General features: G+C 58.0%; 27 protein-coding genes. 8 read left to right on the forward strand and 19 right to left on the reverse strand.

All coding sequences use genetic code 11. The features are described from left to right. The 3 genes from H8E27_13635 to H8E27_13645 all read right to left on the reverse strand — a co-directional run. On the reverse strand, nucleotides 1-439 hold a 439-nt coding region (locus tag H8E27_13635; protein MBC8326655.1), incomplete at its 3' end, for an aminotransferase class I/II-fold pyridoxal phosphate-dependent enzyme. 109 nt (nucleotides 440-548) lie between these two features. Next, on the reverse strand, nucleotides 549-1571 hold the full coding sequence (gene tdh, locus H8E27_13640; GenBank protein MBC8326656.1) for an L-threonine 3-dehydrogenase: 1023 nt from the start codon (nucleotides 1569-1571) through the stop codon (nucleotides 549-551). Nucleotides 1572-1632: 61 nt separating this feature from the next. Further along, a complete protein-coding gene (locus tag H8E27_13645; GenBank protein MBC8326657.1) occupies nucleotides 1633-1806 on the reverse strand; it encodes a hypothetical protein in 174 nt (57 codons plus the stop codon). Nucleotides 1807-1881: 75 nt separating this feature from the next. Between H8E27_13645 and H8E27_13650 the strand changes: the two genes are divergently transcribed. Beyond that, the gene (locus H8E27_13650; protein MBC8326658.1) at nucleotides 1882-2949 is read left to right on the forward strand and encodes an aminopeptidase P family protein; all 1068 of its coding nucleotides are present in this window, start codon (nucleotides 1882-1884) and stop codon (nucleotides 2947-2949) included. A gap of 138 nt (nucleotides 2950-3087) precedes the next feature. Here the strand turns inward: H8E27_13650 and H8E27_13655 are convergent, their stop codons facing one another. Further along, on the reverse strand, nucleotides 3088-3876 hold the full coding sequence (locus tag H8E27_13655) for an SDR family oxidoreductase (GenBank protein MBC8326659.1): 789 nt from the start codon (nucleotides 3874-3876) through the stop codon (nucleotides 3088-3090). Nucleotides 3877-4283: 407 nt separating this feature from the next. On the opposite strand from H8E27_13655, the gene H8E27_13660 reads away from it, so the two are divergent. Continuing rightward, entirely contained in the window at nucleotides 4284-7076 is a 2793-nt protein-coding gene (locus tag H8E27_13660; GenBank protein MBC8326660.1) for a c-type cytochrome, read from the forward strand. Between the two features lie 201 nt (nucleotides 7077-7277). Beyond that, nucleotides 7278-8753, forward strand: a complete 1476-nt coding sequence (locus H8E27_13665; protein ID MBC8326661.1) for a sulfatase — start codon at nucleotides 7278-7280, stop codon at nucleotides 8751-8753. 378 nt (nucleotides 8754-9131) lie between these two features. Here H8E27_13665 and H8E27_13670 read toward each other — a convergent pair whose 3' ends face one another. Genes H8E27_13670 through H8E27_13695 form a run of 6 tightly spaced genes read right to left on the reverse strand, consistent with a single transcriptional unit; the run spans nucleotide 9132 to nucleotide 12163 of the window. Next, nucleotides 9132-9764, reverse strand: coding sequence for a molybdopterin-dependent oxidoreductase (locus tag H8E27_13670; protein MBC8326662.1), 633 nt, complete (start codon nucleotides 9762-9764; stop codon nucleotides 9132-9134). Further along, nucleotides 9754-10062: a type II toxin-antitoxin system RelE/ParE family toxin gene (locus tag H8E27_13675; GenBank protein MBC8326663.1), complete on the reverse strand. Its 309-nt coding sequence runs from the start codon at nucleotides 10060-10062 to the stop codon at nucleotides 9754-9756. Before H8E27_13675 ends, H8E27_13670 begins: the two co-directional genes overlap by 11 nt. Then, nucleotides 10047-10232: a hypothetical protein gene (locus tag H8E27_13680; GenBank protein MBC8326664.1), complete on the reverse strand. Its 186-nt coding sequence runs from the start codon at nucleotides 10230-10232 to the stop codon at nucleotides 10047-10049. Before H8E27_13680 ends, H8E27_13675 begins: the two co-directional genes overlap by 16 nt. Before the next feature lie 43 nt (nucleotides 10233-10275). Further along, nucleotides 10276-10638 (reverse strand): hypothetical protein, encoded by a 363-nt coding sequence (locus H8E27_13685; protein MBC8326665.1) that lies wholly within the window; start codon nucleotides 10636-10638, stop codon nucleotides 10276-10278. Then, entirely contained in the window at nucleotides 10635-10967 is a 333-nt protein-coding gene (locus tag H8E27_13690; GenBank protein MBC8326666.1) for a hypothetical protein, read from the reverse strand. The genes H8E27_13685 and H8E27_13690 overlap by 4 nt, the downstream gene beginning before the upstream one ends. A gap of 59 nt (nucleotides 10968-11026) precedes the next feature. Then, the gene (locus H8E27_13695; GenBank protein ID MBC8326667.1) at nucleotides 11027-12163 is read right to left on the reverse strand and encodes an aldo/keto reductase; all 1137 of its coding nucleotides are present in this window, start codon (nucleotides 12161-12163) and stop codon (nucleotides 11027-11029) included. A gap of 105 nt (nucleotides 12164-12268) precedes the next feature. On the opposite strand from H8E27_13695, the gene H8E27_13700 reads away from it, so the two are divergent. From H8E27_13700 to H8E27_13715, 4 genes are read left to right on the forward strand one after another with little or no spacing between them, the layout of a single operon-like run. Beyond that, on the forward strand, nucleotides 12269-12952 hold the full coding sequence (locus H8E27_13700) for a UDP-N-acetylglucosamine diphosphorylase (GenBank protein ID MBC8326668.1): 684 nt from the start codon (nucleotides 12269-12271) through the stop codon (nucleotides 12950-12952). Further along, complete coding sequence (locus H8E27_13705; GenBank protein MBC8326669.1) at nucleotides 12949-15051, forward strand: DEAD/DEAH box helicase; 2103 nt, start codon at nucleotides 12949-12951, stop codon at nucleotides 15049-15051. Before H8E27_13700 ends, H8E27_13705 begins: the two co-directional genes overlap by 4 nt. Before the next feature lie 55 nt (nucleotides 15052-15106). Beyond that, nucleotides 15107-15511, forward strand: a complete 405-nt coding sequence (locus H8E27_13710; GenBank protein MBC8326670.1) for a hypothetical protein — start codon at nucleotides 15107-15109, stop codon at nucleotides 15509-15511. Between the two features lie 49 nt (nucleotides 15512-15560). After that, on the forward strand, nucleotides 15561-16523 hold the full coding sequence (locus H8E27_13715; protein MBC8326671.1) for a Gfo/Idh/MocA family oxidoreductase: 963 nt from the start codon (nucleotides 15561-15563) through the stop codon (nucleotides 16521-16523). Between the two features lie 40 nt (nucleotides 16524-16563). Here H8E27_13715 and H8E27_13720 read toward each other — a convergent pair whose 3' ends face one another. From H8E27_13720 to H8E27_13735, 4 genes are read right to left on the reverse strand one after another with little or no spacing between them, the layout of a single operon-like run. Further along, complete coding sequence (locus tag H8E27_13720; GenBank protein MBC8326672.1) at nucleotides 16564-17130, reverse strand: aminodeoxychorismate/anthranilate synthase component II; 567 nt, start codon at nucleotides 17128-17130, stop codon at nucleotides 16564-16566. Nucleotides 17131-17134: 4 nt separating this feature from the next. Further along, complete coding sequence (locus H8E27_13725) at nucleotides 17135-17743, reverse strand: hypothetical protein (protein ID MBC8326673.1); 609 nt, start codon at nucleotides 17741-17743, stop codon at nucleotides 17135-17137. 4 nt (nucleotides 17744-17747) lie between these two features. Continuing rightward, nucleotides 17748-18848 (reverse strand): 3-dehydroquinate synthase, encoded by a 1101-nt coding sequence (locus H8E27_13730; GenBank protein MBC8326674.1) that lies wholly within the window; start codon nucleotides 18846-18848, stop codon nucleotides 17748-17750. 6 nt (nucleotides 18849-18854) lie between these two features. Then, nucleotides 18855-20708, reverse strand: coding sequence for a GreA/GreB family elongation factor (locus H8E27_13735; GenBank protein MBC8326675.1), 1854 nt, complete (start codon nucleotides 20706-20708; stop codon nucleotides 18855-18857). Nucleotides 20709-20783: 75 nt separating this feature from the next. Here H8E27_13735 and rsmB point away from each other — a divergent pair, with 75 nt between their 5' ends. Continuing rightward, nucleotides 20784-22103: a 16S rRNA (cytosine(967)-C(5))-methyltransferase RsmB gene (gene rsmB / locus H8E27_13740; protein ID MBC8326676.1), complete on the forward strand. Its 1320-nt coding sequence runs from the start codon at nucleotides 20784-20786 to the stop codon at nucleotides 22101-22103. On the opposite strand, the gene H8E27_13745 is transcribed toward rsmB, so the two are convergent. The 5 genes from H8E27_13745 to H8E27_13765 all read right to left on the reverse strand — a co-directional run bounded on the left by H8E27_13745 (nucleotide 22075) and on the right by H8E27_13765 (nucleotide 26932). Continuing rightward, nucleotides 22075-22992, reverse strand: a complete 918-nt coding sequence (locus tag H8E27_13745) for a fused MFS/spermidine synthase (GenBank protein MBC8326677.1) — start codon at nucleotides 22990-22992, stop codon at nucleotides 22075-22077. The two genes, rsmB and H8E27_13745, sit on opposite strands and share 29 nt — an antisense overlap. Continuing rightward, nucleotides 22965-23768 carry a fused MFS/spermidine synthase gene (locus tag H8E27_13750; protein MBC8326678.1) on the reverse strand — a complete coding sequence of 268 codons (804 nt, stop codon included), beginning with the start codon at nucleotides 23766-23768 and terminating at the stop codon, nucleotides 22965-22967. Before H8E27_13750 ends, H8E27_13745 begins: the two co-directional genes overlap by 28 nt. 1 nt (nucleotide 23769) lies before the next feature. After that, nucleotides 23770-24606, reverse strand: a complete 837-nt coding sequence (locus tag H8E27_13755; protein ID MBC8326679.1) for a radical SAM protein — start codon at nucleotides 24604-24606, stop codon at nucleotides 23770-23772. A 90-nt stretch (nucleotides 24607-24696) separates the two neighbouring features. Continuing rightward, nucleotides 24697-26109: a zinc-dependent peptidase gene (locus H8E27_13760; protein MBC8326680.1), complete on the reverse strand. Its 1413-nt coding sequence runs from the start codon at nucleotides 26107-26109 to the stop codon at nucleotides 24697-24699. 49 nt (nucleotides 26110-26158) lie between these two features. Beyond that, on the reverse strand, nucleotides 26159-26932 hold the full coding sequence (locus H8E27_13765) for an enoyl-ACP reductase (protein MBC8326681.1): 774 nt from the start codon (nucleotides 26930-26932) through the stop codon (nucleotides 26159-26161). Nucleotides 26933-26953 lie beyond the last annotated feature (21 nt).

Genomic DNA, 26953 nt, shown 5'->3' on the forward strand with positions numbered 1-26953 from the left:
TGCAGAGCCGCACGCCGTCGATGATCGAGGCGTGGTTGAGTTCGTCGGAAATGACGGCGTCCTCGGGGCCGAGCAATGTCTCGAATAAACCGCCGTTGGCGTCGAAGCAGGAGCTGTACAGAATCGTGTCCTCGGTGCCCAGAAACTCGGAAAGTTTGTCCTCGAGTTGCTTGTGAATTTTTTGCGTGCCGCAAATGAAGCGCACGCTCGCGAGGCCGTAGCCCCATTCGTCGAGCGCCTCGCGCGCAGCGGCGACGACTTCCGGATGGCTCGCGAGGCCGAGGTAATTATTGGCGCACATGTTCAGCACCGGCGCCGTGCGGCCCACACCCACGCGCGCAGCTTGTGGCGTATCGATCACCCGCTCGGCCTTGTACAAACCGGCGGCGCGGATTTCGTCGAGTTCAGTTTGGAGTTGGGTTTTTAGGTTGCCGTACATTTGTCTTTCAATCGGAATGACCAATAACCAAACCCCCAATCCCCAACTTGGGCCACTGAGAATTGGTCATTCCTTGGTGATTGGTTCTTGGTCATTGGGCATTAATCATTCACCACTTCAATATTACCTTGCCGCTTTGGCCGCTCAGGGCGGTTTCAAAGCCTTCCTCAAAGTCCTCAAACCCGAACCGGTGCGTGATTACAGGGGCGAGGTCAAGGCCGGCTTCGAGCAGGACGCTCATCTTGTACCATGTCTCGTACATTTCGCGGCCGTAGATGCCCTTGATGGTTAGCATGTTGAAGACCACGATGTTCCAGTCGATGGCCATCTCGCGCTCTGGAATGCCGAGCATGGCGATCTTGCCGCCATGACACATGTTCGCAAGCATGTCGTTAAACGCATCCGGATTGCCGCTCATCTCGAGGCCCACATCAAAACCTTCGTCCATGCCCAGCTCGGCCTGCACATCGGCGAGCTTTTCCTGCGCCACATTCACCGCGCGCGTCACGCCCATCTGCGTGGCGAGCTCGAGTCGGTACTCGTTGACATCCGTAATCACCACGTGCCGCGCTCCGGCGTGGCGGGCGATGGCCGCGGACATGATCCCGATCGGCCCCGCGCCGGTGACCAGCACATCCTCGCCCAGCACCGGGAAACTCAACGCCGAATGCGTGGCGTTGCCAAAGGGATCAAAGATCGACGCCACCTCGCGGTCGATGTCCGGTTTGTGCACCCACACGTTGGTCTGCGGCAGCGCGATGTACTCGGCGAAGGCCCCGGATCGCGTCACGCCGATGCCCGCCGTGTCATTGCACAAATGCCGCCGGCCGGCCATGCAGTTGCGGCAATGCCCACACACCACGTGGCCCTCGCCACTGACGATCTCGCCCACGCTGAAATCCTTCACGTCCGCGCCGATCTCCACAATCTCGCCCACGAACTCGTGCCCCACCACCAGCGGCACCGGCACCGTCTTGCGCGCCCAATCGTCCCACTTATAAATGTGCAGGTCCGTGCCGCAAATGCCCGTGCGATCAATTTTAATCAACACATCGCGAGGCCCAGCCGTTGGGCGCGGCACTTCCTCCAGCCACAGCCCCGGCGCGTCCTCGCGTTTTACTAATGCTTTCATTTGAGGGTTCTAGTTCGTGTAAATCATTTTGTGAATTGCAGTACGCGTCATAGAATTATATTTACCAAGCCGTCCAGCCAACGTCGATGGTGAGATTGAGGCCGGTGGTGTAGCTGCCAGCTTCGCTGGCGAGGAAAATGAGCGCACGTGCCGCTCGCCAATCGAGCCGACCCCGACGATCAAAAAAGTTAGCCGTCCCTTCATCTGACAGAAACGCTTGAATCGGTTCTTTCACAAATCATTGGGTTGATTTAATTGTACCGCCAACCACGGCCAGACTGCGATATAATTGATTTAAATGATGCCTGACATGTTTCCACAACTGGACCTCGATTTTTGTCTCAAGCGCCAGCGACGGCTGCTCGAAGTTTTGGAATCTGCCGAAGCCGACCGTGCAATTTTGACGAAGCCGGAACAGGTGTATTATTTCACCGGCTTCCGGCCACATCACTTGATGGCCGCCGCAGTGTGTATTGATGCCGAAGACTGTTTGCTCGTTGCGCCCAATGAAGAGCCGTCGCGGCATGCCGCTTCGCGGGTGGTCACTTTCGAGGCGCAGCGACTCTGCACGTTGCGGCAGGATCAACAACACGCCGCGGTTAAAACGCTAAAGGATGCTCTGCCCAATCCGGCCGCACGGGTGGCCACCGATGGTGTGTCGAGTTGGGAGGGGGTGGACATTGAGCCAGAGATTTTACAACTGCGCCGCCGCAAAGATGCCGATGAAGTGGCAATGATCCGCCACGCCATTAGGGGCACGGAGGCGATGTACGCGCGCGCGAGAGAAATCATCGTGCCGGGCATTACGGAGTTGCGCGTGTTCAATGAACTTCAGTCGACCGCCGTGGAGACCATCGGCGAAATGCTCACCGGCACGGGAAACGACTACCAATGCAACGCTCCCGGTGGCCCGCCGCGCGATCGGGCCGCGGGCGACGGTGAACTTTATATTTTGGATCTCGGCCCCGCGTATCGCGGTTACTACGCGGACAACTGCCGCACGTTTGCGGTCAACGGCCAGCCGACTGACGAGCAGCTGCGCGCGTACGAAGCCATCGTTTCGGTGCTTGATCATGTGGCCGCCACAGTGAAGCCGGGCGTGTCGTGCGCTGCATTGTACGCCGAAGCCAAAACGATGCTTGATGAGTACGAGCCAGATTCATTCTCTCACCACCTCGGCCACGGCATCGGGCTTTTCCCGCACGAAGCGCCCCGCTTGAATCCGAATTGGGACGACACCTTTCAGGAAGGCGAAGTGTTCACCGCCGAGCCGGGGCTGTACACCGATGCGCTCCGCGCGGGGATTCGCGTTGAGGAAAATTACCTCGTCACCGCCAACGGCGTGGAACAATTGACACGCTTCCCGACAGCGCTTTAAGGGTTGTTGAAAAATTAACCGCGGATTCAATTAATTGGCTCAGCGCATACGCAGTTTGTTTGGTAACCGAGCCATCCGGTTTGCCGAGTCAGGTGCGGGCGAGGTCGAGGTTGTCCGAACCGCAGCGGCGCCCATAGTTTAATCTTTTGGCGTTGCGATTTCTTCGGCGGCACAGCCTTTAAAACGAATGCCGCCATCGACGGGGAGCACAACCCCGGTGATATAATCGGCGGCGGCGGAACAGAGAAATGCCGCGGCACTACCGATTTCATCCGGCCGACCCATCCGGCCCCACGGCAGTTTGGGGCCTTCTTGCTGGATGGTGACCTCGGTAAAATGCTCGCGCTCGCCGGGGGTATCGATCCAGCCCGGAGCAATGGCGTTGACGTTGATGCGATGTGGCAGCAGCTCGACGGACATCGACCGGGCAAGATGGTTTAGGCCGGCCTTGGCGGCGTTATAGCCGTTGGCGAGAGAGAGCGGCATTTCACCGTGCACGCTGGAAATAAACACAATCTTGCCGCCGCCGCCGCGGTCGACCATATGCTGCGCCACGATTTGTCCGATATGAAATCCGCCGGTCAACGTCCGCTGCAATGTCTTTTCAAAAAGGTCCGGATCAGAATCTAGAAACCCAATTTTCTGGCTGAAAGCGGGGTTGCTGATGAGGATGTCGATGCGGTCGGTGGCCTTGAGCGCGTCGGCCAACATTTGCTCGCAGCCGGCCCGCGAAAATGCGTCGGCCTCGATGGGGGTACATTGGCGGCCTAGCGCGCGGATCGCGTCAGCGGTCGCCGCGAGGTCCGGGCTGCTGGGGCGGTCATTGAGCAAAATGTCCGCGCCGTGCCGTGCCAGCTCGAGCGCGCAGCCTTTGCCAATGCCGCGGCCGCCGCCGGTGACTAATGCGATTTTACCGGTTAGATTCATTGTTTAATTCAGATCACCCAACTGCATGGCGCCAGCCGAACGTTCCATGGACCAGCCGTGGAACTCGCTGCCTGCGATGAGCATTTGTGCGCCGAGTTGATTTAGTTTTTAAGGTCACCGGGGCCGGCGTTGTTGCGGTCCACAGCGGCCAACGCACCCAGTGTGTTGTGCATCACCTTCACGGCAGTCTCGAGTTGTTCGATCTGTGTGGCCTAGTCGCCCTTCTCCTTCGCGTGGCCCGCGAGTCGCACGGCCTCGAGGCGCGTGAAATAATGCAGCGCAATATGGAGCCCGAAGGTGGAAGATTCAAGAACCAAGGATCAATCTTTTTTGACAAGGGACCACCGCACTCCATATAAGCCGGGGCATTTTCTTGAACCTTTTCATCCGCTCGTTATCATCGACGAATGCTACGCCTATTCCTCTCGATAGTTTTGATTGGGTTCGGGTTGTCGGCGGCGCCGGGGCCGCTTTCGCCGGCGCAGGCGCTCAAGGCGTTTCAAATGGAGAAGGGTGTGCGGGTGGAATTGGCGGCGGCGGAACCGCAGGTGAAGGATCCGGTGGCGATGTGTTTTGATGACGCGGGGCGGATGTTTGTGGTGGAAGGGCGCGGGTATCCGTTTCTACCGGCGAAGGATGGCAAAGGGAAAACGCCGCCCAAGCTGGGCACGGTGGCGTTGCTGGAGGATACCGATGGCGACGGACGATTTGAGAAGCGCACCACGTACGCCGAGGGGTTCACCTTTCCCAATGGCATCCTGCCGTGGAAGGGCGGCGTGTTCGTCACGTGCGCGCCGGATATTTGGTATCTCAAGGACACCACCGGCGATGGCAAAGCGGATGTGCGGCAAATCGTATTGACCGGTTTCGGCACCAAGAGCAGCAGCGAACAACTCCGTGTCGCCAGCCCCACGCTCGGGCCTGATGGCTGGGTGTACGTCACTAGCGGACTCACGGATGCGAGCGTAACCAGTCCGCTGCATCCGAAGCGTAAACCGGTTGTTTCCAAACGGCAGGACGGCCGCTTTCATCCGGAGAGCTTTGTGTATGAACCACTCGCAGGCACTGGCCAGTTCGGCCAATGCTTTGATGCCGCCGGCAACCGCTTTGTTTCCAGCAACCGCAACCCGCTCATGCACGTCGTCGTGGCGCCCGGGCTGCTGCAGCGCAATCCGCATTATTCGTTCACTGACACCATCGAGAACGTCATCCCTGCCGCGGCCAAGGTCTATCCGCTGAGCCCCGACACCACGGCGGCGAGCTACATTCCCAGCCTCATCAGCCGCCAACACGCCGGCACTTACACCAGCGCCAGCGGCATCGTCATCCGCGGACGCAGTGCGTTCATTTGCGAGCCCGCGCAAAACCTCGTGCAACGCCAAGTGCTTACCCCCGCCGGCGCCACCTACACCGCCGCGCATCCCTCGCCTGGCCGCGATTTTCTGGCCACGCCCGACCAATGGTTTCGCCCCGTCCACACCACCGTCGGCCCTGACGGCGCGTTGTACCTGTGCGACATGGTCCGCCAATACATCGACCACCCGCGCTATCTCCCCGAGAACATCCGCGGCCAGCTCCCCTTCAAAGCCGGTACCAACCACGGACGCATTTGGCGCATCCAACTGTCCACCCCCGCCTCGCCCAAGCCTAGCGCCACCCACCCAAACTTGGCCACTCATCCAAACTTAACCATCCGCCAAGGCAAGTTTCCGGAAACGGCCGTCGAGGATTTGTTGAAACAAGCCGGGTCGAAGGACGCGAATGCGCGTTTTCTGGCGGTGTTGCAGTTGAGCAAACAGAACCATGCTCGCAAGGCCGATGTGCTGGCGGCGGCGCTCATGAAAGATCCCAACGATCAGTGGCTGCGCGCCGCGGTGTTCAATGCGCTTTCCAAAGGGGAATCCATGGCCGTTTTGGATTTCATCCGATCACAGCCGTACCGAGTGGATGGCATGACCCGATCTAGTTTACTCACGGCCCTCAAGGAACTGGGCGAAATCGTTGCGCAAGATTGTACGCCGGACCAAATGATTTTCTTTTGGAACCTCGGCACGCAAATGGCCCAACCGAAACTCAAGAAGGAGCCGGTCAATATTTCGGTTTGGGAACGGGTCGCCTTTCTCAACGGGCTGATCCTCGGAGCCAAAAAGAAGGGCGTGACGCTCACCGCCACGCATCCCGATGCGCATCCCCTGCGAAACTTCATCCCGCTGAAATCCAAACTAACGCCGGCCGAAATCAAGACTCAGTATGACCGCAACGAACTGCCCATGGACGTGGTGGCTGACTTTACGATTAAATCAACGCTGGGCTCGGCTCGGAATTCCGTAGTGGCAGGCATCTCATTACCACGCCGCTTTGCCGCCATCGAGTTGATGGGCCATACAGACTACGATTATGCCGGCGACACATTGCTGCGCTTACTGAGGCCCCTTGATGATCAAACCGACATCGGCCTTCGCGCGCCTGAAATCCAATCCGCCGCCATCCAAGCCCTCGCCAACCTAAACGATGCACGCGTCACCCCAATCCTGCTCGAACCGAAAGAGTGGACGAGCTACAATCCGACGGTTCGGGAATCCATCTTAGGCATGGCCACCAGCCGCGCCCTACACCACCCCGCCCTCATGGACGCCCTCGAAAAGGGCACTGTGCCCGTCCACGCTCTTTCCCCCGCGCGACGGCGGTCGTTGGAACGCAGCAAAACCATCGGCGCGCGGGCCAAGAAGCTGTTTGCCCAACACGCCGGGGGCGATCGGATGAAAGCGTACGAAGCCGCCCAGCCGATTTTGAAAATGAAAGCCGACGCCGCCAATGGCGCGAAGATGTTCACGCGCGCGTGCGCCCTCTGCCACACCCACAGCGGCCAAGGCCACGCGGTGGGACCGGATCTCACCGGCCTGCGTAATCAACCCGCCGCCACGCTGCTGCTCCACATCATCGTGCCCAACCACGAAGTCCAAGGCGCCTACACGCTTTACGAGGTGGACACCCAGGACAACCAAACCTTCGCCGGTCTCCTCGCCGCCGACACGCCCGACCAAATCACCCTCAAGCTCCCGCTCGGCCTCACCCAAACCATCCTCCGGAAAAACATCAAGACCCTCCGCGCCAGCGCCAAGTCATTGATGCCCGAGCAACTGGAAAAGGCGATGACCCAGCAGGAGCTAGCCGATCTGCTTACGTTTTTGAAAAAGTAATTCACCACTGAGACACAGAGGGCACAGAGGGCACAGAGGGCACAGAGGGCACAGAGGGCACAGAGGGCACAGAGTTTTGACCCATTACATCTCTGTGTCTCTATGATAAAATATATCGCCGGATTTCATTGCGCCCGCCCCCAAAAAGGCGCACGATGCCCCAACACCTTCCCCCATCACACGGCGGAAGCCTCTTCAGAAATGAAAATTGGAAAACGAATTTTGCTGATGCTCGCGGCCCTTGTGACGGTTGCGCTACCCGCCGCCGAGAAAAACATCGTCTTCGTCATCGCCGATGACCTCAGCCCCACGCTTGGTTGCTACGGTGATATGACCGCCGTCACGCCGAACATCGATCGCCTCGCCGCTGACGGCACGCTCTTTCGCTACGCCTTCGCCACCACCGCCAGTTGCAGCGCCAGCCGCTCGGTCATACTCAGCGGACTGCACAATCATCGCAACGGCCACTACGGTCACCTCCACGCGTATCACAAATTCAGCAGCTTCCCGTGGGTACAGACGCTGCCCGTGCTGCTCGCCAAAGCCGGCTACCGCACCGCCCGCGTTGGCAAACATCACAACGGGCCGGAGGATATTTATTTCTTTGAAACAAAAATCAATGCCAACAGCCGCAGCACCGTCGAAATGGCCAACAGCTGCGAGGCATTTATTAAGGCCGACGACAACAAGCCGTTCTTTTTATACTACGCCACCAGCGACCCTCATCGCGGCGGCGGCGACGCCAACGAGCTGCCGCACAAACCCAATCGGTTCGGCAACAAACCCAACAAAGGCGCGTACCCCGGCGTGAAGGAAGTTTTTTATGACCCCGCCAAAGTCACCGTGCCGCCTTTCCTGCCGGACACCCCCGAGACCCGCGCCGAGCTGGCGCAGTATTATCAGAGCACCTCGCGCGTGGACCAAGGGCTCGGGCGGTTGATGGAGATCCTCAAGAAAAACGGCAAGTGGGAAAACACGATTATTATTTTCACCAGCGACCACGGCATGGCCTTCGCCGGCGGCAAAACCACCGTCTACGAAGGCGGCCTTCGCGTGCCCTTCATTGTACGCAATCCGTACCAAAAAGAACGCGGCAATACCAACAACGCGATGCTTTCCTTCGTGGACATCGTGCCGACGCTGCTCGACTTCGCCGGCGGTTACGACGCCAAGACCGGCGCCGCCAAACCCGAACTGGCCATGATGCCCGCCGGTCGCGGCACCAAAAAAGGCCCGTACAAATTTCACGGCCGCTCATTCCTCCCCATCCTCGCCGATAAAAATCCGAAGGACTGGGATCAAGTCAACGCCAGTCACACCTTTCACGAAATCCAAATGTACTACCCCATGCGCGTCGTGCGCGACCGCAAGTACAAACTCATCTGGAACATTGCCCACCCGCTCCCCTACCCCTTCGCCAGCGATCTCTGGGCTGCGCCCAGTTGGCAGGCACAATGGAAAAAAGGGCAAAGCGCCCCGTACGGAAAAAAGACCGTGCGCGAATACATCAACCGCCCGCAGTTCGAACTATTCGATATCAGCGCCGACCCCAACGAAGCGGTCAACCTCGCCACCGACGCGAAATACGCCAAGGTCTTGGAAGAATACAAGGCGAAGCTGAAAAAATTCCAGCAAGATACGCAAGACCCGTGGGTGCTCAAGTGGCGCTACGAGTAGGGTGAAATGACTCAGGCCGAGGGGAATCCCCAATGGCCCAATAAAGCTCCAAACCGTATTGAGTCATTGATTTTTGGGACTTCCTTGGGGGCTTGGACATTGGAATTTTGGGCATTCTCCCCGAGTTGTCCCCACATTATCCACACTTCATTTTTCTCAAATAGAACTGTTTTTACGGTGTTTCCGGTCACGAGGGAGATAACTTCCGAGGTTGTCAACAGCCTCTTTCGCAGCCTGTTTGGCACTCAAATTGCTATGTTACCATTGCAATGAAAAACTTGGCCCCGATTGACATTTTTTTCCTGTGCCTCACCGCCGGCACCGCTGCGTTCGCAGTCGTGTGCATGGTGATGATGAGAGCATGAAGCGCCGTTTGCCTTATGAAAACCGATCGTCGGTCCAAGGGTCGGCGGTGTTGGAATAGCCGCGCACTTCCCAGAAACCGAGGATGTCGCGATCGAGAAAAATGATTTCGCTCACCCACTTGGCACCTTTCCACGCGTAGAGCTTGGGAATAATCACCCGCGCCGGGCCACCGTGTTCGGTGGTAATGGGAGCAGCGTTCCACGTGTGGGCGATGAGGGTATCATCGTCCATCACGGCATCAAACGTGGTGTTGGTGGAATAACCGTCGTAACCCTTGTAAAACACGTGGCTCACTTCGTCCTTGGGTTTCACCAATTCCGTAAGCGTGAAAAACGAAACTCCGCCCCATTCCATTTCGTACTGGCTCCAAGTGGTGACGCAGTGGAAATCGCTGGTGTCGGCAAACTGATCGAGCGCCATAAACTGCTCCCAATCGAGCGTCACCGGATTCTCCACCAACCCGTGAATTTTCAACCGCCAATCCTTGCGCGCCACTTCCGGCTGAATGCCCATATCAAGCACCGGAAAATTTTTGACCTCCCGCTGCCCCGGCGGCAGTCGATCCGTGGAACGCACCACGCGAGGCGCCCGCCCCGCGCGCTTCGCCGCCCAACGCTCTTTCGCGGCAATGTATTTATCCTTCATCGGTTAGCTTAGGTTCCCCGCGCGCGCCGTGCCAAATTCTGTGGATTTCAATCAGTTTCGAATCCGGATACACGCTATAGAAAATCCGATATGATTTGAAAACCCATTCACGAATGACTCGGCCCTTCCTCGTGCAAAAAATCCGGCCCATTTCAGGCATAGATGCCAACCGAAAAGTTCGAGTCAGTAGTGCATCTCCGAATTTGAATGCGGCCCCGGGATTGTCCTTTGCGATGTACGCGACGATAGCTTCCAAGTCACCGATTGCAACTGGCGAGAGATTTACTTTGAAATCCATGAGCGCAATTGCTTTCGAACCTCTTCCACCGGCACTCCCTCGCCGCGGTCAAGCTGTTCAATGCTTCGCTCAATGCCTGCAATCAATTCCATTTGATCAAAGATTTCATCCATCGTGGCCTCGTCTGGCATGTTTCCAACAGTTTCGAGTACCTGAGCTTTAGCGGTCATAATGGGGAGATATTGCCTTAAAAAAGGCGGGCTGGCAAGGGCGTCATTTCAGGCGCACTTGATCGCCGGGTTTGAGGATGGTCTTGGCCGTGGCTTGAATGGTTTGTGCGCCGCGGATGACCTCGACCGCGCGATTGGCAGTTTGGATTTGGGCCACATCGAGCCCCTTTTCCCACGGCACTTTTTGGCTGACGCCGGTGGTGGTGTCGATGACGGTGACGGCGCCTTTTTTGAAGGCGGCCCCGGCGATGTCGAAGGTGGTGTTGATAGCGGTTTTAGTGACTGCGCCACCGACTTTGAGAGTGGTCTTGGCGATTGCGCCGGTGGTTTTGAGCGTGTAAGTGGCAACGGTTTTGCAACCGATGACAGCGGCCAACGCGCAGAAAATAAAAATGCGGGCGGTCATTGAGAAACGAATCGCAGCACGTCGCCGGGTTCGAGAAGGGCTTTGGGAGTGGCATCGAGCAATTCGTCACCGCGTTCGATTTTGCACGGGCCGGGCGGGCGGTTGAGGCCGGCGGTGCGGCGGGCGGTGTACACGGTCATTCCTTCGCGCCACGGCAGCACTTTTTGCAATCCGGTTTCGGGGACGAGCACGGTGATGATTTGTGGCTCGGCGGCCGCTTCGCCGCCGGGATCGGTCACCACATCCACCGCCAAACCGACGGCGGCATTTTGCGCGCCGGCCACGGGATTGCCTCCGGACGTAATGGTGCCGGTTGCAAATCTCACCACAGTTTTGCAACCTCCCGCAAAGAGCAGCAGGCCGAGTGCACCGTGGCAAACGATGCGTGTTACATGGTGCAAACCAAGTCGCGCTCGGGCACGATGCCCCAGCGTTCGCTAACCTCCTTGTGCCCGGGCTGTAATCCCCAGCGATCGGGCAACGGCTCGGGGCCTTCGAAATTCGGATTGGCGCCTTTCAAATCCATACAACCGGCGTTGTTTCCGATGTCGGTAATGAAATCGCGCTCGTCGTCGGTGAGTGAAATTTCCGGCAAAGCGGCGAGGTCATCCAGCTTGGCCTCGATGGTCTTGGCGTCGTCGCCCGCTTCTTGGATGAGCGTGGGGATGACGCTTTCCACCGCCGGATGCGCGAGGTTCCAAAGGCACGCGAGTTGCAGCAGCGACACGCCGTGCGTTTCGGCGACTTTAATCATCCGATCAATTTTTTCGCTGCCGCGTTCCACCCAACCGCTCGGCCGATACACCCGATGATCGCCCTCGGCAAACGCGTGCCCCGGCCGCACATCGCCGTGAAACAGCCCGCCGTGATCCACCACGCGCGTGATGACTTTCACGCCAAATTCTTCCGCCGCCGGCAGCACCAACGCGCCCGGCCACGGCTCCAGCGGATTCAAAATCACCATCGCCCAGTCGATCGTGTCCGCAAATTTTTCCATACACAAAAGCATATCCAGCGTGAACCCATTCGCCGGCCCGGGCGCGATGCCGAGTTGTTCGGTGAGCCCCGCCTCCTTCAACGCCGCCATGCCTTCCCAAACCGCTTCGCTGGTGTAGCCGATCACGTCGGGATTATGCAGCAGCAACAAATCAAATTGCTCCGCGCCGCAGCGTTCGAGTTCCTTCTCCGTGGCCATTCGGAGGTAGTCGGCGTAATCCTCGGAGCCGCGCAATTGGGGGTCAGTGAAGCGCGGAAAGCCACGAGAGCCCGCGCGTTCGCCATTGTAAAAATCGTGCCCCACCGCGCCCACGAGGCAATAGCTATCGCGCGGTTTTCCCGCCAGCCCGCGCGCAAGCATCTCGTCCGACGCGCCTTGGCCGTACACATCCGCCGTCATAAACGTGCGCGCGCCCTTTTCGTAAGCCCGATCGATGAGTGCGAGGAAGCGCTCCTCATCGAGCTTCTCGCCAAAATGCATATATCGGCCCCCACTCCAAGTACCAAACGCTGTACGTGTTAAATTCACAGCGCGGGAGTATACCAAAAAATGACCAATTTTCAATGCTGCAGTTCATTTGCCTGTGAATGAAAAAACATTTCCGCCGCGGTGCCCTTCAATTAAGCTGCCCAAATGTTCAAGGCGGCGGACTTATTTGACCTCAGCCAAACCGAGCACGCCGCCCTCTTTGATGGCGACGGCCCGGCGTGGGAGGTGTTGCCGCGCATCAAAGATTACCTCGCCGACAATCTGCAGCTGACCAATCACGCCACCGTTTCGTCCGGCGCGGTAGTAGGCGAAAATGTATTTCTCGGCGAAGGCACGGTGGTGGAGCCGGGCGCGACCATCATCGGCCCGGCGATCATTGGCGCGAATTGCCAAATTCGGCACAACGCGTACATCCGCGAAAATGTCATCATCGGCGACAACTGCGTGATCGGCAATTCGTGCGAGTTAAAAAACGCGCTGCTGTTCAACAACTGCCAAGTGCCGCATTTTAATTATGTGGGCGATTCGATTCTGGGCCATCACGCGCATCTCGGTGCGGGGGTGGTGTTGTCCAACTTCAAATCGCTCCCGGGCGATGTGACCGTGCAGCACGGGGAGGAAAAGATCGACACCGGCCTGCGGAAATTCGGCGCGCTGATTGGCGATCACGCAGAGCTTGGCTGCAACAGCGTGCTCAATCCCGGCAGCATCATCGGCCGCCGCAGTGTGGTGTATCCCAATGCGAACTGGCGCGGCGTGCTGGCGGCGGATCGGATTGCAAAGCACCGCGGGGAGATGGAACTTGTGGAGCGGGATGCTTCACGATGATTCTTTCTTCCGATCAACTCCCCGCAGAATCCTCAGGCCTCGAAGCGCAGGTGGAGGAAATTTTTGGCCCGGGCGGGCTCTTATCGAATTCGAAAAATTTCGAGTACCGACCTCAACAACAAGCGATGGCCACGGGCGTGGCGCGCGCGTTGGAGGCGGGGAAGAATTGCGTGGTCGAAGCCGGCACGGGTGTGGGGAAGAGCCTCGCCTATTTAGTTCCAGCCATTTTGCACGGACAGGCCAGCGTGAAGAAGGCGATCATTTCCACGCACACCATTAATTTGCAGGAGCAGTTGGCGGAAAAAGATTTGCCGATGTTGCAGCGGATTTTGCCGGTGGAGTTCAGCTACACGATGCTAAAGGGGCGCGGCAATTATTTGTGCACGCGGCGGCTGCATCGCGCCCTGCAACGGGCGGATGGGCTGTTCACCTCGCCTGAGGTTGCCGAGCTCAAGCGCGTGGCGGAATGGGCGGCAAAAACGGAGGACGGCAGCTTGTCGGATCTCGATGTGGAGCCGGATCCAAAGGTGTGGGAAGCGGTGTGCTCCGAGCGCGGCCTGTGCTCGCCCAAGTTTTGCGGGCGCGGCAGTGACACGGCGGCGTTGCACGGCGAATGTTTTTTTCAGAGAGCGCGCCGGCGTTTTCTGAGTGCGGATGTGTTGGTGCTCAATCACTCGCTCTTTTTCGCCAACCTCACGATGACGTTGGAGGGGTATGCCGATGAGCAAGAGGAAGGCGTGGAGGGCGGTTTGCTTTTCAAAAATGATTTTGTGATTTTCGATGAGGCACAGCATCTCGAACGCGTGGCGTCGCGCCATATTGGGCTGAGCGTTTCCAGCGGGCAAATTCGGTTCAACCTCCAGCGACTATGGAATCCGCGCACAGAAAAAGGCATTCTCTCAATCCTGCGCAAGGGCGACGTGGTAAAAGGCGTAGGGGAAACACTCGACGCGGCGGATCAACTGTTCGATGAAGTGGAAGCCGCCTGCAACACCTCGCACGATAAATCGGCGCGCCGCGCGCGCGAATGGAACGAACTGCGCGTACGCGAGGCGGATTTTGTGGAGGACACCGTGTCGCGTCCGCTGCAAGCCCTGCGCGAAGCACTCGGCCACCTCATCGAAGCCAGCGAGGGTGACGAGGAAACCACCGCCGAACTCATCGAATGCAACCGCCGCATCGCTGAGATTCGCGAGGCGGTCGCGGTGTTCATTGGGCAATCGGCCGAGCAGCACGTTTACTGGGTGGAACGCTCCGGCCGACAGCGCCAAAATCTCACGCTCAATGCCGCGCCCACCGACACGGCGGCGTTTCTGCGCCAGCGCGTATTTGGCAGCGGGTCGTCCGTCATCTGCGCCAGTGCCACGCTGGCGGTTGAGGACTCCGAACGCTGCAAGCTGCCGCCCGAGCAAAAGGCGATGTGTCCTGGCTTGGAATATTTCATCAATCAAGTGGGCGCAGAAACTTCCCGCCGCGCTCAGCTTGGCTCGCCCTTTGATTATCAACAAAATGTGAAACTTTATGTGGCCGGCAAAATGCCTGACCCGCGGGCGGACGAATATGCCGAAGCGCTCGTGCATTGGATCGGCCATTTTATCCGCATGACGCACGGCAAGGCGTTTGTGCTTTTCACCAACGGCAAACTGATGCGCGAGGTGGCGGAGGAATTGGAGCCGCTCATTGACGAATTAGGCATTCGCGCGTTCATTCAAGGCACTGGCACGCCGCGTGCCACAATCCTCGAGCAGTTTAAGCACGACACCGATTCGGTGCTGTTCGGGTTGGACAGTTTTTGGCAGGGCGTCGATGTGCCGGGTGAATCGCTGAGCAATGTCATCATTACGCGCCTCCCCTTCGCCGTGCCGGATCATCCCCTCATCGAGGCTCGCGTGGAGGCGATTGAAGCGCGCGGCGGCAATGCATTTATGGAATTTAATTTGCCCGAGGCGATTTTGAAATTCCGCCAGGGCGTCGGCCGGCTCATCCGCACGCAGGGTGATAGCGGCATCATCGCCGTACTCGACAACCGCGTGCTCACCAAACGGTATGGTCAAATGTTCATCGACTCGCTGCCGAAAATGGAGGTGGAAATCGTGTGATGTGCTGCCGAAAGCACGAGCTTGATTCCCGATGTCATCCTGTTAAACTCTCCGTATGTCCGACATTGCCGAATTTGTTCATTCCAACGCAGCCAAAGTGTCACCCAAAATCCTTCACGGGATTCACCAGAAGCTGCCGCAATTGAAGCTGGAATTTGCCGAAATCCACGCACCAAAATTTCCGCACCTCGTCGATCAGCTTGAACTTTTGGCCGATGTCATCGAAGACTACGCCGAAGGTGCGGATCAGGAAATTCCCTTTTTCGTGGTCGCTGAATCCTGCTTCGCGCTCGCCTACGCGCACAAGCAAACCCACCTCATCCCCGACCACGTCGCCGATGTGGGCTATGCCGATGAATCCTCCGTGGTGCGCACCGTGCTCATCGAAAACGAAAAAACCCTCAGCGAATACTGCAAACGCCACGGCTTGGACTTCGCGGAAGTGACCACCCAGGCGTAGACGCTTTCCCATTTACAAACGCACGGCGGGCGTTAGCCTTGGGGCCTCTATGAAACGCATCACCGTACTTTTCCTTTCGTTCGCCTTCACCGCCGTTGCGATGGCTGAAGATCTCCGCATTGGCCTCATCGGGCTGGACACTTCGCACGTCATAGCCTTCACCAAAATCATCAATGACCCCAAGGCCACTGGCCCGCTCGCGAATGCAAAAGTAGTTGCAGCCTTCAAGGGCGGCAGCCTCGACGTCCCTTCCAGTGCCGATCGCATTGATAAATACACCGAAACGCTTACGAACGATTACGGCCTCAAACTCTACCCCACCATCGCCGAGCTGTGCAAAAATGTAGACGCCATCATGCTCGAAAGCGTTGACGGCCGACCCAAAGTGCGCCAAGTCATTCCCGTCATTGATGCCGGATTGCCGCTCTTCATCGACAAGCCGATGGCCGGTTCGCTCGCTGACGCGATTTTCATTTTTGAGTACGCCAAGAAGAAAGGCGTGCCCGTTTTCAGCTCATCCTCGCTGCGCTACGGCAAAACGAATCAAGCCATTCGCAATGGCTCCATTGGCACTGTCACCCGCGCCGAGGTGCACAGTCCCTGCTCGCTGGAGGTACATCATCCGGATTTATTTTGGTACGGCGTGCACGGCTGCGAATCGCTCTTTACCGTGATGGGCCCCGGCTGCCAAAGCGTCGTGCGGCGCACCACCGCCGATGGCAAAATCGAGGTGGAAGGCCAATGGAAAGGCAAACGCATCGGCATCTTCCGCGAAGGCAAAGGCTACGGCGGCAAGGCCAAGGGCACCAAAGGCGAAAGCGAAGCGGGCAAGTACGACGGCTACGCACCACTAGTGGTCGAAGCCGTAAAAATGTTTCAAACCGGCAAAGTGCCCGTGAGCGCGCAGGAAACTATCGAGATGTTCGCCTTTATGGCCGCCGCCGATGAAAGCAAACGCCGCGACGGAAAACCGGTGACGATTAAAGAAATGATCGAACAAGCGCGGCAGTAAATGCTTGGGAGGACGCCCCGCCCTACCTACCTTCTACCTTCTACCCTAACTTCAAAAAATTCCGCAACAACGTCCGACCCTCCTCGGTCAGAATGCTTTCGGGATGAAACTGCACGCCCCAAATGGGATGTTCCTTGTGACGTAACCCCATCACTTCGCCGGCTTCGGTTTCAGCGGTAATTTCTAGGCAGTCGGGAACGGTGTCGCGTTTGACAACGAGTGAGTGATAGCGTGTGGCGACGAAAGGATCGGGCATATCCGCAAATAGAAATTTCCCGTCGTGCGAAATAGGCGAGGTTTTGCCGTGCATGATTTGGTCGTTCACCACCACCTCGGCACCAAACGAATGCCCAATGCATTGATGCCCGAGGCACACGCCCAAGAGCGGCGTGCGCGGGCCGAAGGTTTTAATGATGTCGTTGGAGAGCCCCGCCTCGCGCGGCGTACACGGCCCGGGCGAAATCAGAATGCGCTCCGGCTTAAGCGCCTCAATTTGTTCCAGCGTGATTTCATCATTCCGATGCACCTCCATCGCCACATCCTCCTCGCCGAGATACTGGACGAGGTTAAACGTAAACGAATCGTAGTTGTCGATGACGAGTAGCATTGAATTACTGTTTTGCCTTCCGCTTGGGCTTGGGCTGGGGCGTATTGAATAACTCCAATTGTGGGGCGGCGAATAGGTCGTAGTTTTTTAGGATGCGAATGATTTGGAGGAGGTCACTTTTTTGGTAGTTGCGGTTGACCTCAATGTGGTCGATGAGGTCGGAGAGCATGGTGCGAAAGGCAATGACGGCGTCAATGCCCTTGGCGCGGAGCACGTCGATGCTTTGCTGGCGGGCCTCGCCGGCGGTAGGAAGGGCGGGGACGACAAGGATTTTGGTGAGCGGTCCGGGGCCGCCGAAGGCGTGGGTGGCGCGGGCGAAAGTTTCGGGCCCGGCGAAGCGGAACATTTCCGGCGCGTGGGCGAGGACGGCTTGGGTGAAAACTTCGGTGTGCCACGCTTTCACGACCACCACGGCACGCGTGAGGTGCTTAAGGTCGGCGGCGGATTCGAGGACGAAGGGGACGTCATTTTTGTCGGCGGCGCCGCCGGGATTGTGCACGTAAAAATCAACTTCGTCATCCTCGCGCTTGGGCGCGATGTGCTTGCGCTGCTGCCGCACGAAAAAGCCATGCAACTCAAAGAACTCACGGACGATGGTTTCGCTAACTGCCACCGGGTTAGTTGAGGGTTGAGGGTTGAGGGTTGAGGGATTGGCGGATGATGGGAGGGGAAACTTTTTGGTGCGTGACCACTTGGCCGATTTTTTTTGCCAGGACAAAATTGATTTGGCCGGCGGTGACTTTTTTGTCGAGCTGGATGGCGGTGAAAAGGCGTTTGGACTGGGCGGGGGTGAGTTTTACTTCGGTGGGGAGGCCGGCGTTTTGGAAGAGGGCGATGACGCGGGCGGTGTCCTTTGCGGTGAATCCGGTTTGGGCTTGGGAAATTTTTGAGGCGGCGACTTGACCGATGCTGATGGCTTCGCCGTGGAGGTATTTTCCGTATTTGGAAATGGCCTCGAGTCCGTGGCCGAGGGTGTGGCCGAAATTCAATATCGCTCGAAGGCCCGATTCTTTTTCGTCTTGGCCGACGACTTCGGCTTTGATTTGGCAACAGCGCGCGATGACGGCGGTGAGGGTGGCGGGGTCCTGTTTCAGCAGCTTGGGCAATTCGCACTCGAGGCGGGTGAAGAGTTTGGCGTCGTAAATAATGCCGTATTTGATGACCTCCGCGAGACCGGCGCGGAACTCGCGCCGCGGCAAGGTTCGCAGCGTGTCGAGGTCGCACAGCACAAGTTTGGGTTGGTGAAATGCGCCGACTAAGTTTTTTCCGGCGGGGAGGTTAACGCCGACTTTGCCGCCGACGGAGCTATCCACCTGCGCGAGGAGCGTGGTGGGCACTTGCACGAAATCAATTCCGCGCAAATACGTGGCGGCCACGAAACCGGCGAGGTCGCCGACCACACCACCGCCCAACGCGACGACAAATGAGCCGCGCTCGATGCGGTGTTTGGCGAGTTGATCGTAACACGCCTGCACGTTTTTGAGCGTCTTAGCCTGTTCCCCGGCAGGTTGGGAAATGAAGACAGGCGCAAAGCCGGCGGCCTTGAGCGAAGCGAGAGCAGGTTTGCGATAACGTCGGGCAACGGTAGCATCTGAAATCACCGCACACCGTTGGCCGAGCTTGAGACGTGCGCAATGTTTTCCCAAGTCCGCGAGCAATCCCGCCCCGACCTGAATCGGGTACGATCGATTTGCCAGCGGTACCTTGACCGTACGCACGGCGGTTTAGGCGGTCGCCTGTTCAGCGACGTAAGGGGCGATGCCTTCCACGCGCAGACGACGGGTTTCGCCGCCGAGTTCAAATTCGATTTCCTCTCCGGCAGTGCGGCCCAGAATGGCCTGGCCCATCGGGGTGAGGTAGCTGATGAGGTTGTGATCCGGATCGCCATCCCACGCGCCGAGCAGCGCAAACTCCTCGCGCACGCCGCTGCCCAGATGAGTAACGGTAACGCGCGTGCCCACGTTCGCAGCAGCGGTATCGGCCTCGGAGTAATTCATCCCGCGCGCGCGATCGAGGTCGCGCTCCCATTCGGCTTGCAGCGCAGTCAGCACTTTTTGTTGTTCCTTGGCGGCTTTGAATTCGTGGTTCTCGCGGAGATCGCCGTACTCGCGGGCGATTTCGATTTCCTTGGAGTTGGCGGGAATACGCTTTTGCTTCAAGTCTTCCAACTCCGCGGCACGACGTTCGAGGCTAGCCCACGACACCATCAGCGTGCCTTCGCCTTCGGCCTTCTTCTCCGGTTTTTCCTTGTCGGCGCCGGTAATGAACTCCTGAATCTCCGGCCGCGTCTTCACGATTTTGCCGAGCACAGAGCGTTTATCCATTCCCTCAAAACAGGTGGAAAGCTGAATGGCGCGGGTGATGTCCTGCACCACTTCAAGGTCGGCCGATTCGGTGAGCGTTTCGATGAGGCCGGTGTCGGCCAAAATATAATCGCGCAGTTTGCACGCGCGCTTTTCGTCGCTGGTTTCACGTTCAATGGCCGAGAGCATTGCTCCGAAGGCATCCGTCGTGAGTAAATCGGTGTACGCTTCCGGGCGCTCTTTGGCCAACCACAGCAACAGCTCGGCGGCGGCAGCGTGGTGGTTGATGAGATGTTCCAGCTCTTCCTTGAACACGCCGGCTTGGTTATGCGCGGCGAGCAGATTCGCGCACTCGCCCACCAATCGAGCGGGCACTTGGTTGGCCATCACCAGCAACGAGGTCGCCCACTCTTCGTTGTGCGCCTGGAACGAATCAAGCACGCGTCGTTGTCGCGCGGCCGGCACGGCGGTCACCACATCTTTCACCATCGGATTTGTCTCCCACACCGTGGCCTCAATAGGTGCGTCTTCGCCGATCTCTGTGCCCAGCGCTTTGGCGAGATCATCCCGCGCCATCACCGCCTCTAACGCGAGCGGTGCCTGCGTTTTGGCGTGGCTGGTAATTTCTTCGTTTAACTTTCCGAGTGTGCTTTCCGCCATCGCGGCGGCATCGTCGAGGTCTCCGCTATTCTTCGAAATTTCCGCCGTGACCGCCAAGCGCGCCTTCAGCCCTTTGGCTTTAGTAAAATCCTGAAGCAATCGTTCCTGCAACGGAATCTCCTGCGATTGATATTCGATAGCCTCGGTTTTTTTGGTCGGCAGCTTGAAGTGACCGTCCTTTTTCATTTCGCGCCGCGCGGTCTCCCACCATTTTTTGTAATCGTCTTTATCAATCACCTCGGGCACGAGCGCTTCCTGCACTTTATCATTCGTCGCATAAACGCCGTAGCTGTCGATAATAACCTTGATGACCTCGTGATGCTGCAGCGCGGCCATTTGTTTCAGTCCGGTCATATCCGTAGCCTTGCGCGCCTCGATGTGGTCTTTGGAAATCGGCGTGAGAATTTTGGGCGCGAAGGCAAGGTCGATGCTGTGGCCGGGACGGCTGGCAAAATCCACCGCCATTTTGCCGAGCACCACATCCACGGTTTTGATGCGACCGAAGCCCCAGCTCTTGTGCATGCAAAACCCTTCGGTCGCCATTTGCACGAGGGTTTCCACATCGCCGGGGAGAATTTTGCCGGAAGCCGCCAGTTTTTCGAATTCTTCTTTCATAGGTTGGACAACGCGCCGCCCCGCGATGTTGCGAAAGGACTCGCGTGACTGAGTGCGTGGCGGGATACTAGCCGCGTGCCAAGGCAAAGTCCAAGAGAAATCGCTGCGCGCCTCCTGCGAGAGTGGGAACGGGGCCCGGAAACCGCTGACATCCTGCTGGCCGACGCCCTGCCGCATTTGGGCCCGCGCGATCGCGGCCTGTGCCAGGAGCTGGTGCTCGGCGTCATCCGGCATCGGGCCGCGCTGGATTGGTTGATCGACCAAAAAACCAACGGGCGTCGCCAGCAGGCGCTCGCGCAAATTCTGTTGCGGCTTGGTTTATACCAGATTTTCTGGCTCGATCGCATCCCCGGCCACGCCGCCGTGAACGAAACGGTCAACCTCGCCCGCCGGCACGATCTCGGCCCGCAAGCGGGATTTCTCAATGCCGTGCTCCGAAATTGCCTCCGCGAAATGGACGACTGGCGCGCGCGACTGGACGATCTCCGCCGTGAACGCCCGGCCATCGGCCACTCCCATCCGCAATGGCTCGTGCAACGCTGGCAGGATCGCTGGCCGGATTATGACAAACTCCTTGAGTGGAACAACACCCCCGCGCCCGTTTTTGCCCGCCGCAATCCGTTGCGCGCCACCGCCGCCGAGTTGGAGGCGCAATGGGAAAAAGAGGGCGCAACCTTCGCGGCCGTGAAACGCGATTGGCTTGGCTCTCACGAAATGTATCAATTAAAAACCGAACGCTCGCCTGCCGCACTGGACAGTTTTGGCGAAGGGAAATTTTATGTGCAGGATCCGAGCACGCTCGTTTCGGTGTACGAACTCAACCCGCAACCGGGCGAAAACATTCTCGACCTCTGCGCTGCGCCCGGCGGCAAGTCCACCGCCATCGCGGAACGAATGAACAACGAAGGCAGCGTGCTCGCCATCGACCTCAATGAAGCCCGCCTCGGACGCTTGCGCGAAAACATCTCGCGCCTCGGCCACACTTGCATCCAGCCCAAGCCGCTGCACGGCATTGACCTCAAAAACGCCGGGCCCTTCGATCGCATTCTCGTCGATGCCCCCTGCTCCAACACCGGCGTGATGCGCCGCCGCGTGGACGTCCGCTGGCGGCTGCACGCGCGCGAACTGGCCGTGCTGGCCCGCACGCAACTGGATTTGCTCCAGCGCGCCGCGCGCCTGTTGCCCGTGGGTGGCACGCTCGTTTACAGCACGTGCAGTTTGGAGCACGAGGAAAACGAAGCCGTCGTGGAAAAGTTTTTGCACAAGCGTAAAGATTTCGAGCAGGAAATCGCCCGCACAATTACGCCGATGAATGACGGGGTGGACGGCGCATTTGTCGCGTGTCTGCGCCGCGTGGAAACAGGAACTACTGCGCCGGAACCAGCAGCTTGCTAATCGGCGCGTGGTCATCCGTGAGCACCAGCGATTTTGCCGCGCTCAGCGGTGCATTCGCCTGAATGCGCCCCAACCGTGGCCCGAAGTGCGCGGGCAATTTCGGCTGTGCACGCCGCAGCAAATCCACTCGCGCCCGCAGAGTCGCGCTGGTCAACCCGCCGGATTTCGCCTTCACCCCCACCAGCACAATGTTGCGCGAATCGGCTGCCGGGAAATGGTACACGTGCGGGAAAACCGTTTTCATCGTGCGATACATCGACCCCACGATATCCGCGCGCCACTCATTGTACGTGCCAATCACGTTGTACGCGAGCACTCCGTTGGCCGTGAGATCCTCCGCCGCGAGTTGGAAAAATTCTTTGGTCGCCAAGTGATAGGGAATGAATGAGCCGTAGGTGTTCGACGAATACGCATCCATCAAAATCGCCTCGTATTTCCGATCCTTGTTGCGGCGCAAATAACCGCGCCCATCGCTGATGTGAATGGTATGAGTTTTTGTTTCCTTCACCCCAAACCATTCCTTGGACACCTTAGCCACCGCGGGATCCAGCTCCACGGTGTCCACGTGCACAGTTGGGTAATAATGCTGGAACGCGCGTTGCGTGCTGCCGCCGCCCAGTCCCATCACCAGCACGCGCTTGGCTTTGGGATTCCAGAGGAGCGGCATTTGAAAATAATCGGTGTACTCAAAATGCCCAAGCAACGGATTGGCAATCAGCAACCGCGTTTCCATCGAGCCATTGAAGCGCAGCATTCGATAGCCGCCTTGGTCTTCCACCACAATTTGATTGTGCGCCGATTGGCTGCGATGCCGCACGGCACCCTCCGCTGCCGCTGCGCAAAGCAGCAGCAACGCCAGCATCATTCGTCCTGTAATTCTTCCGGCCATTGCCAATCAATGAGACAACATAACCCACCCAGCCCCAAAGTCAACGCCCCGGTCAGTTGAAAAATTTGTGTGGTGGTAAAAAGATCGATCAGCACATAAGCCGAAATAAATACGCCCGCAATGCTGCCCACCGTGCTGGCCGCGTACACCAGCCCGCTCACCGTCCCCACGTGCGCCACTTGCCGCGCCGCCAGCCGCACCATAAACGGCGAAATCATTGCCAGCACAAAACACGGAAATAAAAACACCACCGCACTGCCGATCGCCGGATCGAGCTTGCGCCACAGTGCAGGAATTTCTGAAGGCGCCGCGTCATCGACCGGCGGCGCGGGCAACGCGTTGGCGGCGTTGTTTGTGTTGCCCTCCAAAAAATCTTTGGGCAGTTCGGAAAGCAAGTTTGTTTCTGTGATAACCGGTTCCGCGGACGCCTCTTTTGGCGCGGCAGCATTTTCGTGCCGATCGACGATGCTGTTCAACACACCCGGTGCCATCTGCGGAATCAGCAATATAAAAATCCCCGCCGGCGCCAGTAGCAGTGACAGAAAGCGCGCCTTTTTGAATCGATCCGCCAAGTGCCCGCCCACGCCGTAGCCGAGCGCCAGCGCCAACATCACCATTCCGATTTGGCTGGTCCACACGTAAAACGCCCCGCCAAACCACGGTTGCAAATATCGCGCGCCGACAATTTCCAGCACCATCACCGCAAAGCCGCCGAGCAAAACCAGCGCCCCCAAGGCGAGGGTGCGTCCGCGTGGCCCTGTGTTTGCCCCGTCCATTTTAGGGGAAGACCGCCACCGTGAGGCCCGTGCGTTCGCGCACGATGGCCGCCATTGTTTCCAATTCCGCCAAATCCAATTTGGTGGCAAACGCCTCCGGGGTGGGCCGCGCCACGGTGTACAAATGCACCTCACTGATTTGGCCGCCACCCGCGGTGAGCTCGTTGAGCCGTCCGCAATACGCCGCCAATTCTGCGTCGCTCATTGCCTCGCCGTGGACTTTCAGAAAAAGACTCTGGATGATCATCGCGCGCGCCTTCGCGGTGGCCAGCAGGTTGTCGAGAATGCGCTGGAATTTGACGTTGGTGCGGTTGACGCGTTTGAAATACGCCTCGGTGCCGGCATCGAGTTTGCCCCACACTTCACCTTCGTGCGCGTCCATTAGCTCCAAGCCCTGCTTTACGTTCGCCTTGTCTAGTCCGGCGGCGTCGGTGATGAGGACGATTTGCGTGGCGCCCAGGTCTTCCGACTGTTTCACATCCACCACGGTTTGCACGCACTCGGCGAAATTATGAATCATTGTGGGCTCGCCGTCGCCACTGAAGGCGATGTCCTTCACCTCGCGCGTGAGCCACGGGACTTCGTCAAACTTGGGTTCCTTCGCCAAGCCGCCGTCTTTGGCAAAACGAATCATCGCGGTCAGCTCATCCTTCATTTGGCGAAGATCTACTTCCGTGACCGCGCCCGGGATTCGGCGATCCACCTCGCAATAAATGCAGTCGAAATTGCACACCTTGTCGGGGTTGAGATTCACGCCGATGGAAAGCCCTTTGCTGCGGCGCGAGATGACGGGATACACAAACGTAAAATCCGAGAAGTGCCGCGTGTGATCCTGCACCGCCGCCCAGCTTGATTTGATTTCCATGGCACCTTCGTCCATGCGCGATACTGTACGCCGACTGCGGTCCCGTGCCAACGCTCAAGCGTGTCACGCCCCGAATCGATTTGTAACTTTGCCGTAAGTGCGTGACTTTCCGTCTCCGCCAAACTGCTCCCACGTGTGGAGTTCGCCCTCGCGGTATTCTGAACGAAAGCTGGGCGAACCGTCTTCGTGCCAGCCCTGCCAAATGCCTGCGCGGCGATTGAGGATAAAGAAGCCTTCCATCTCTTTCTTGCCGTTGGAGTGGTAAAAAACGACCGAGCCGTGCTTTTTGCCGCGGATTAATTCCGTCTCCTCGCGCAGCTGCCCCTCCTCGTCCCAGCGCTGCTTCAGCCCTTCTCGATGTCCGTCGACTAGCTTGTATTTTAGCTGTGGTGTGCCATTCGGGTATTCCACGATGACGGTGCGATTGTTTAAAAGATACCGCTCGCGCGCCTTGTGTTCTGATTCTTCCTTCTCCTTGCGTTCTCGTTCTCTGGCCTCACGCTGTTCTTTCTCGTTCCGTTCCTTATCTCGCCGCATCTTCTCGGCAAACTCGCGTTCTTTGCGTTCGCGCTCCTCGCGTTCCAAACGCCCTTTATGCTGTAAATACCATCCTGCGTAATCAGCCGCGGCCACCCCGTCGGGCCATGAATCTATCTCTTCACTTTTGGATTGCCAAGTGGACCGGCGCATCCAATCACTCCATTGGTCACACCGCTCGTCCGCCAGATCCGCCTGACTGATGCGTTCGGGCCACTCGGCCGGATCCATCTGGTAAATACGCACCATCCAGTCATAAAGATCCCGTCGCATAAATTTCACCATTTCAGACCGCTCAAAGAATGCCTCCGTGGCGCAGGTTAAAAACTCAGCTTTATCGGTGGTGGCATATTTGCGAATGATTTCGTTGCCTGTTTTCTTCTCCCATGCGTTGCAAATATCCGCGTATTCTTCTTCAAGGAAAAGTTGGTAGTCAAACCTGGCGGCCTTGCTGTCAAAGTGCGGAACACTATCAAAATCGGAATCTTTGTAATCGAGCATGTGGCCGAACTCGTGTAACGTGAGGTTATGATTGTCGATTCCATCCCTCATCCCGTATCTTGTGCTCTCCCACCGCTGCCGAATGGTTCCCCCCGGCTCTGCCCATCCTGCACATTTGTCGCCGTCCTTTGCCACTAGGTACTTTTCATGGAACACAAAAGTATGGAAATGCTGGTAATCCTTCTTGGATCGTCGCGCGATCAAAAGACAGGCTTCGCATGCGACGCAGACTTTTTGCATTTCCTTGTCGGGTCTGTAGCCCACCCAATCCTCCCATTTCCAGAACACCTTTTCGACAAACCACGGGATCATTTCTTCCAACACCAATGTCAGATCTTCCGGCAACCGCCGATACAACGCCACGTTTTTCTCAAGGATATCCCGCCACTTCGGCTTGAAGCCGGGCGGAAATGGGGCAGGGTGAGAAACGATGGCCATGGAGAGAGGCCATTACGCAATGAAGCGGATTTGTTTCCAAGCAAAAAGGCTACATGCCCATCACTTGATATCCGCAATCGACATAGAGCACTTGGCCTGTGATCGCCGCCGCGCCGTCGCTGGCGAGGAAGGTGCCGGTGGCGCCCAGCTCTTCGGGCAGCACATTACGCTTGAGCGGCGCGTGCGCTTCGTAATGTTTAAGCATGCTGCTAAAACCCGCTATGCCACGCGCGGCTAACGTATTTACCGGTCCTGCACTGATACAATTCACGCGGATTTTTTGCTCACCCAAATCGCTGGCCAAATAACGCGTGCTCGCTTCGAGCGCAGCCTTGGCCACGCCCATCACGTTGTAATGCGGGATCACCTTTTCCGCGCCGTAATAACTCATCGCCACAACGCTGCCGCCTTCGGTCATCAACGGAGCCGCCGCGCGGGTCAGCGCCACCAACGAGTACGCACTCACATCATGCGCCACGCGGAAGGCCTCGCGAGTGGTAGCCACAAACGTTCCCTCGAGCGCTTCCTTCGGCGCGAAGGCCACCGCGTGCAGCAACAAATCCAGCTTGCCGCCAAACTTGTCGCCCACTTCGTTGAACACCCGATCAATGTGATCATCCTGCGTCACATCGCATTCGGTAATCAGCGTGTCATCGCCAAAAGTCTCCGCCAATTGGCTCACGTTATCTTTCAGCCGTTCGCCTTGGTAGGTGAACGCCAGATTCGCGCCCGCCTCTTTCCACGCCTGCGCAATCGCCCACGCGATGGATCGCTTGTTCGCCACGCCGAAAACGACGCCTGTTTTGCCCGATAAAATTCCCATAACGCCGTCAGCCCTACGGAA

The sequence above is a fragment of the Limisphaerales bacterium genome (genome assembly GCA_014382585.1).
Lineage (GTDB): Bacteria > Verrucomicrobiota > Verrucomicrobiia > Limisphaerales > UBA1100 > JACNJL01.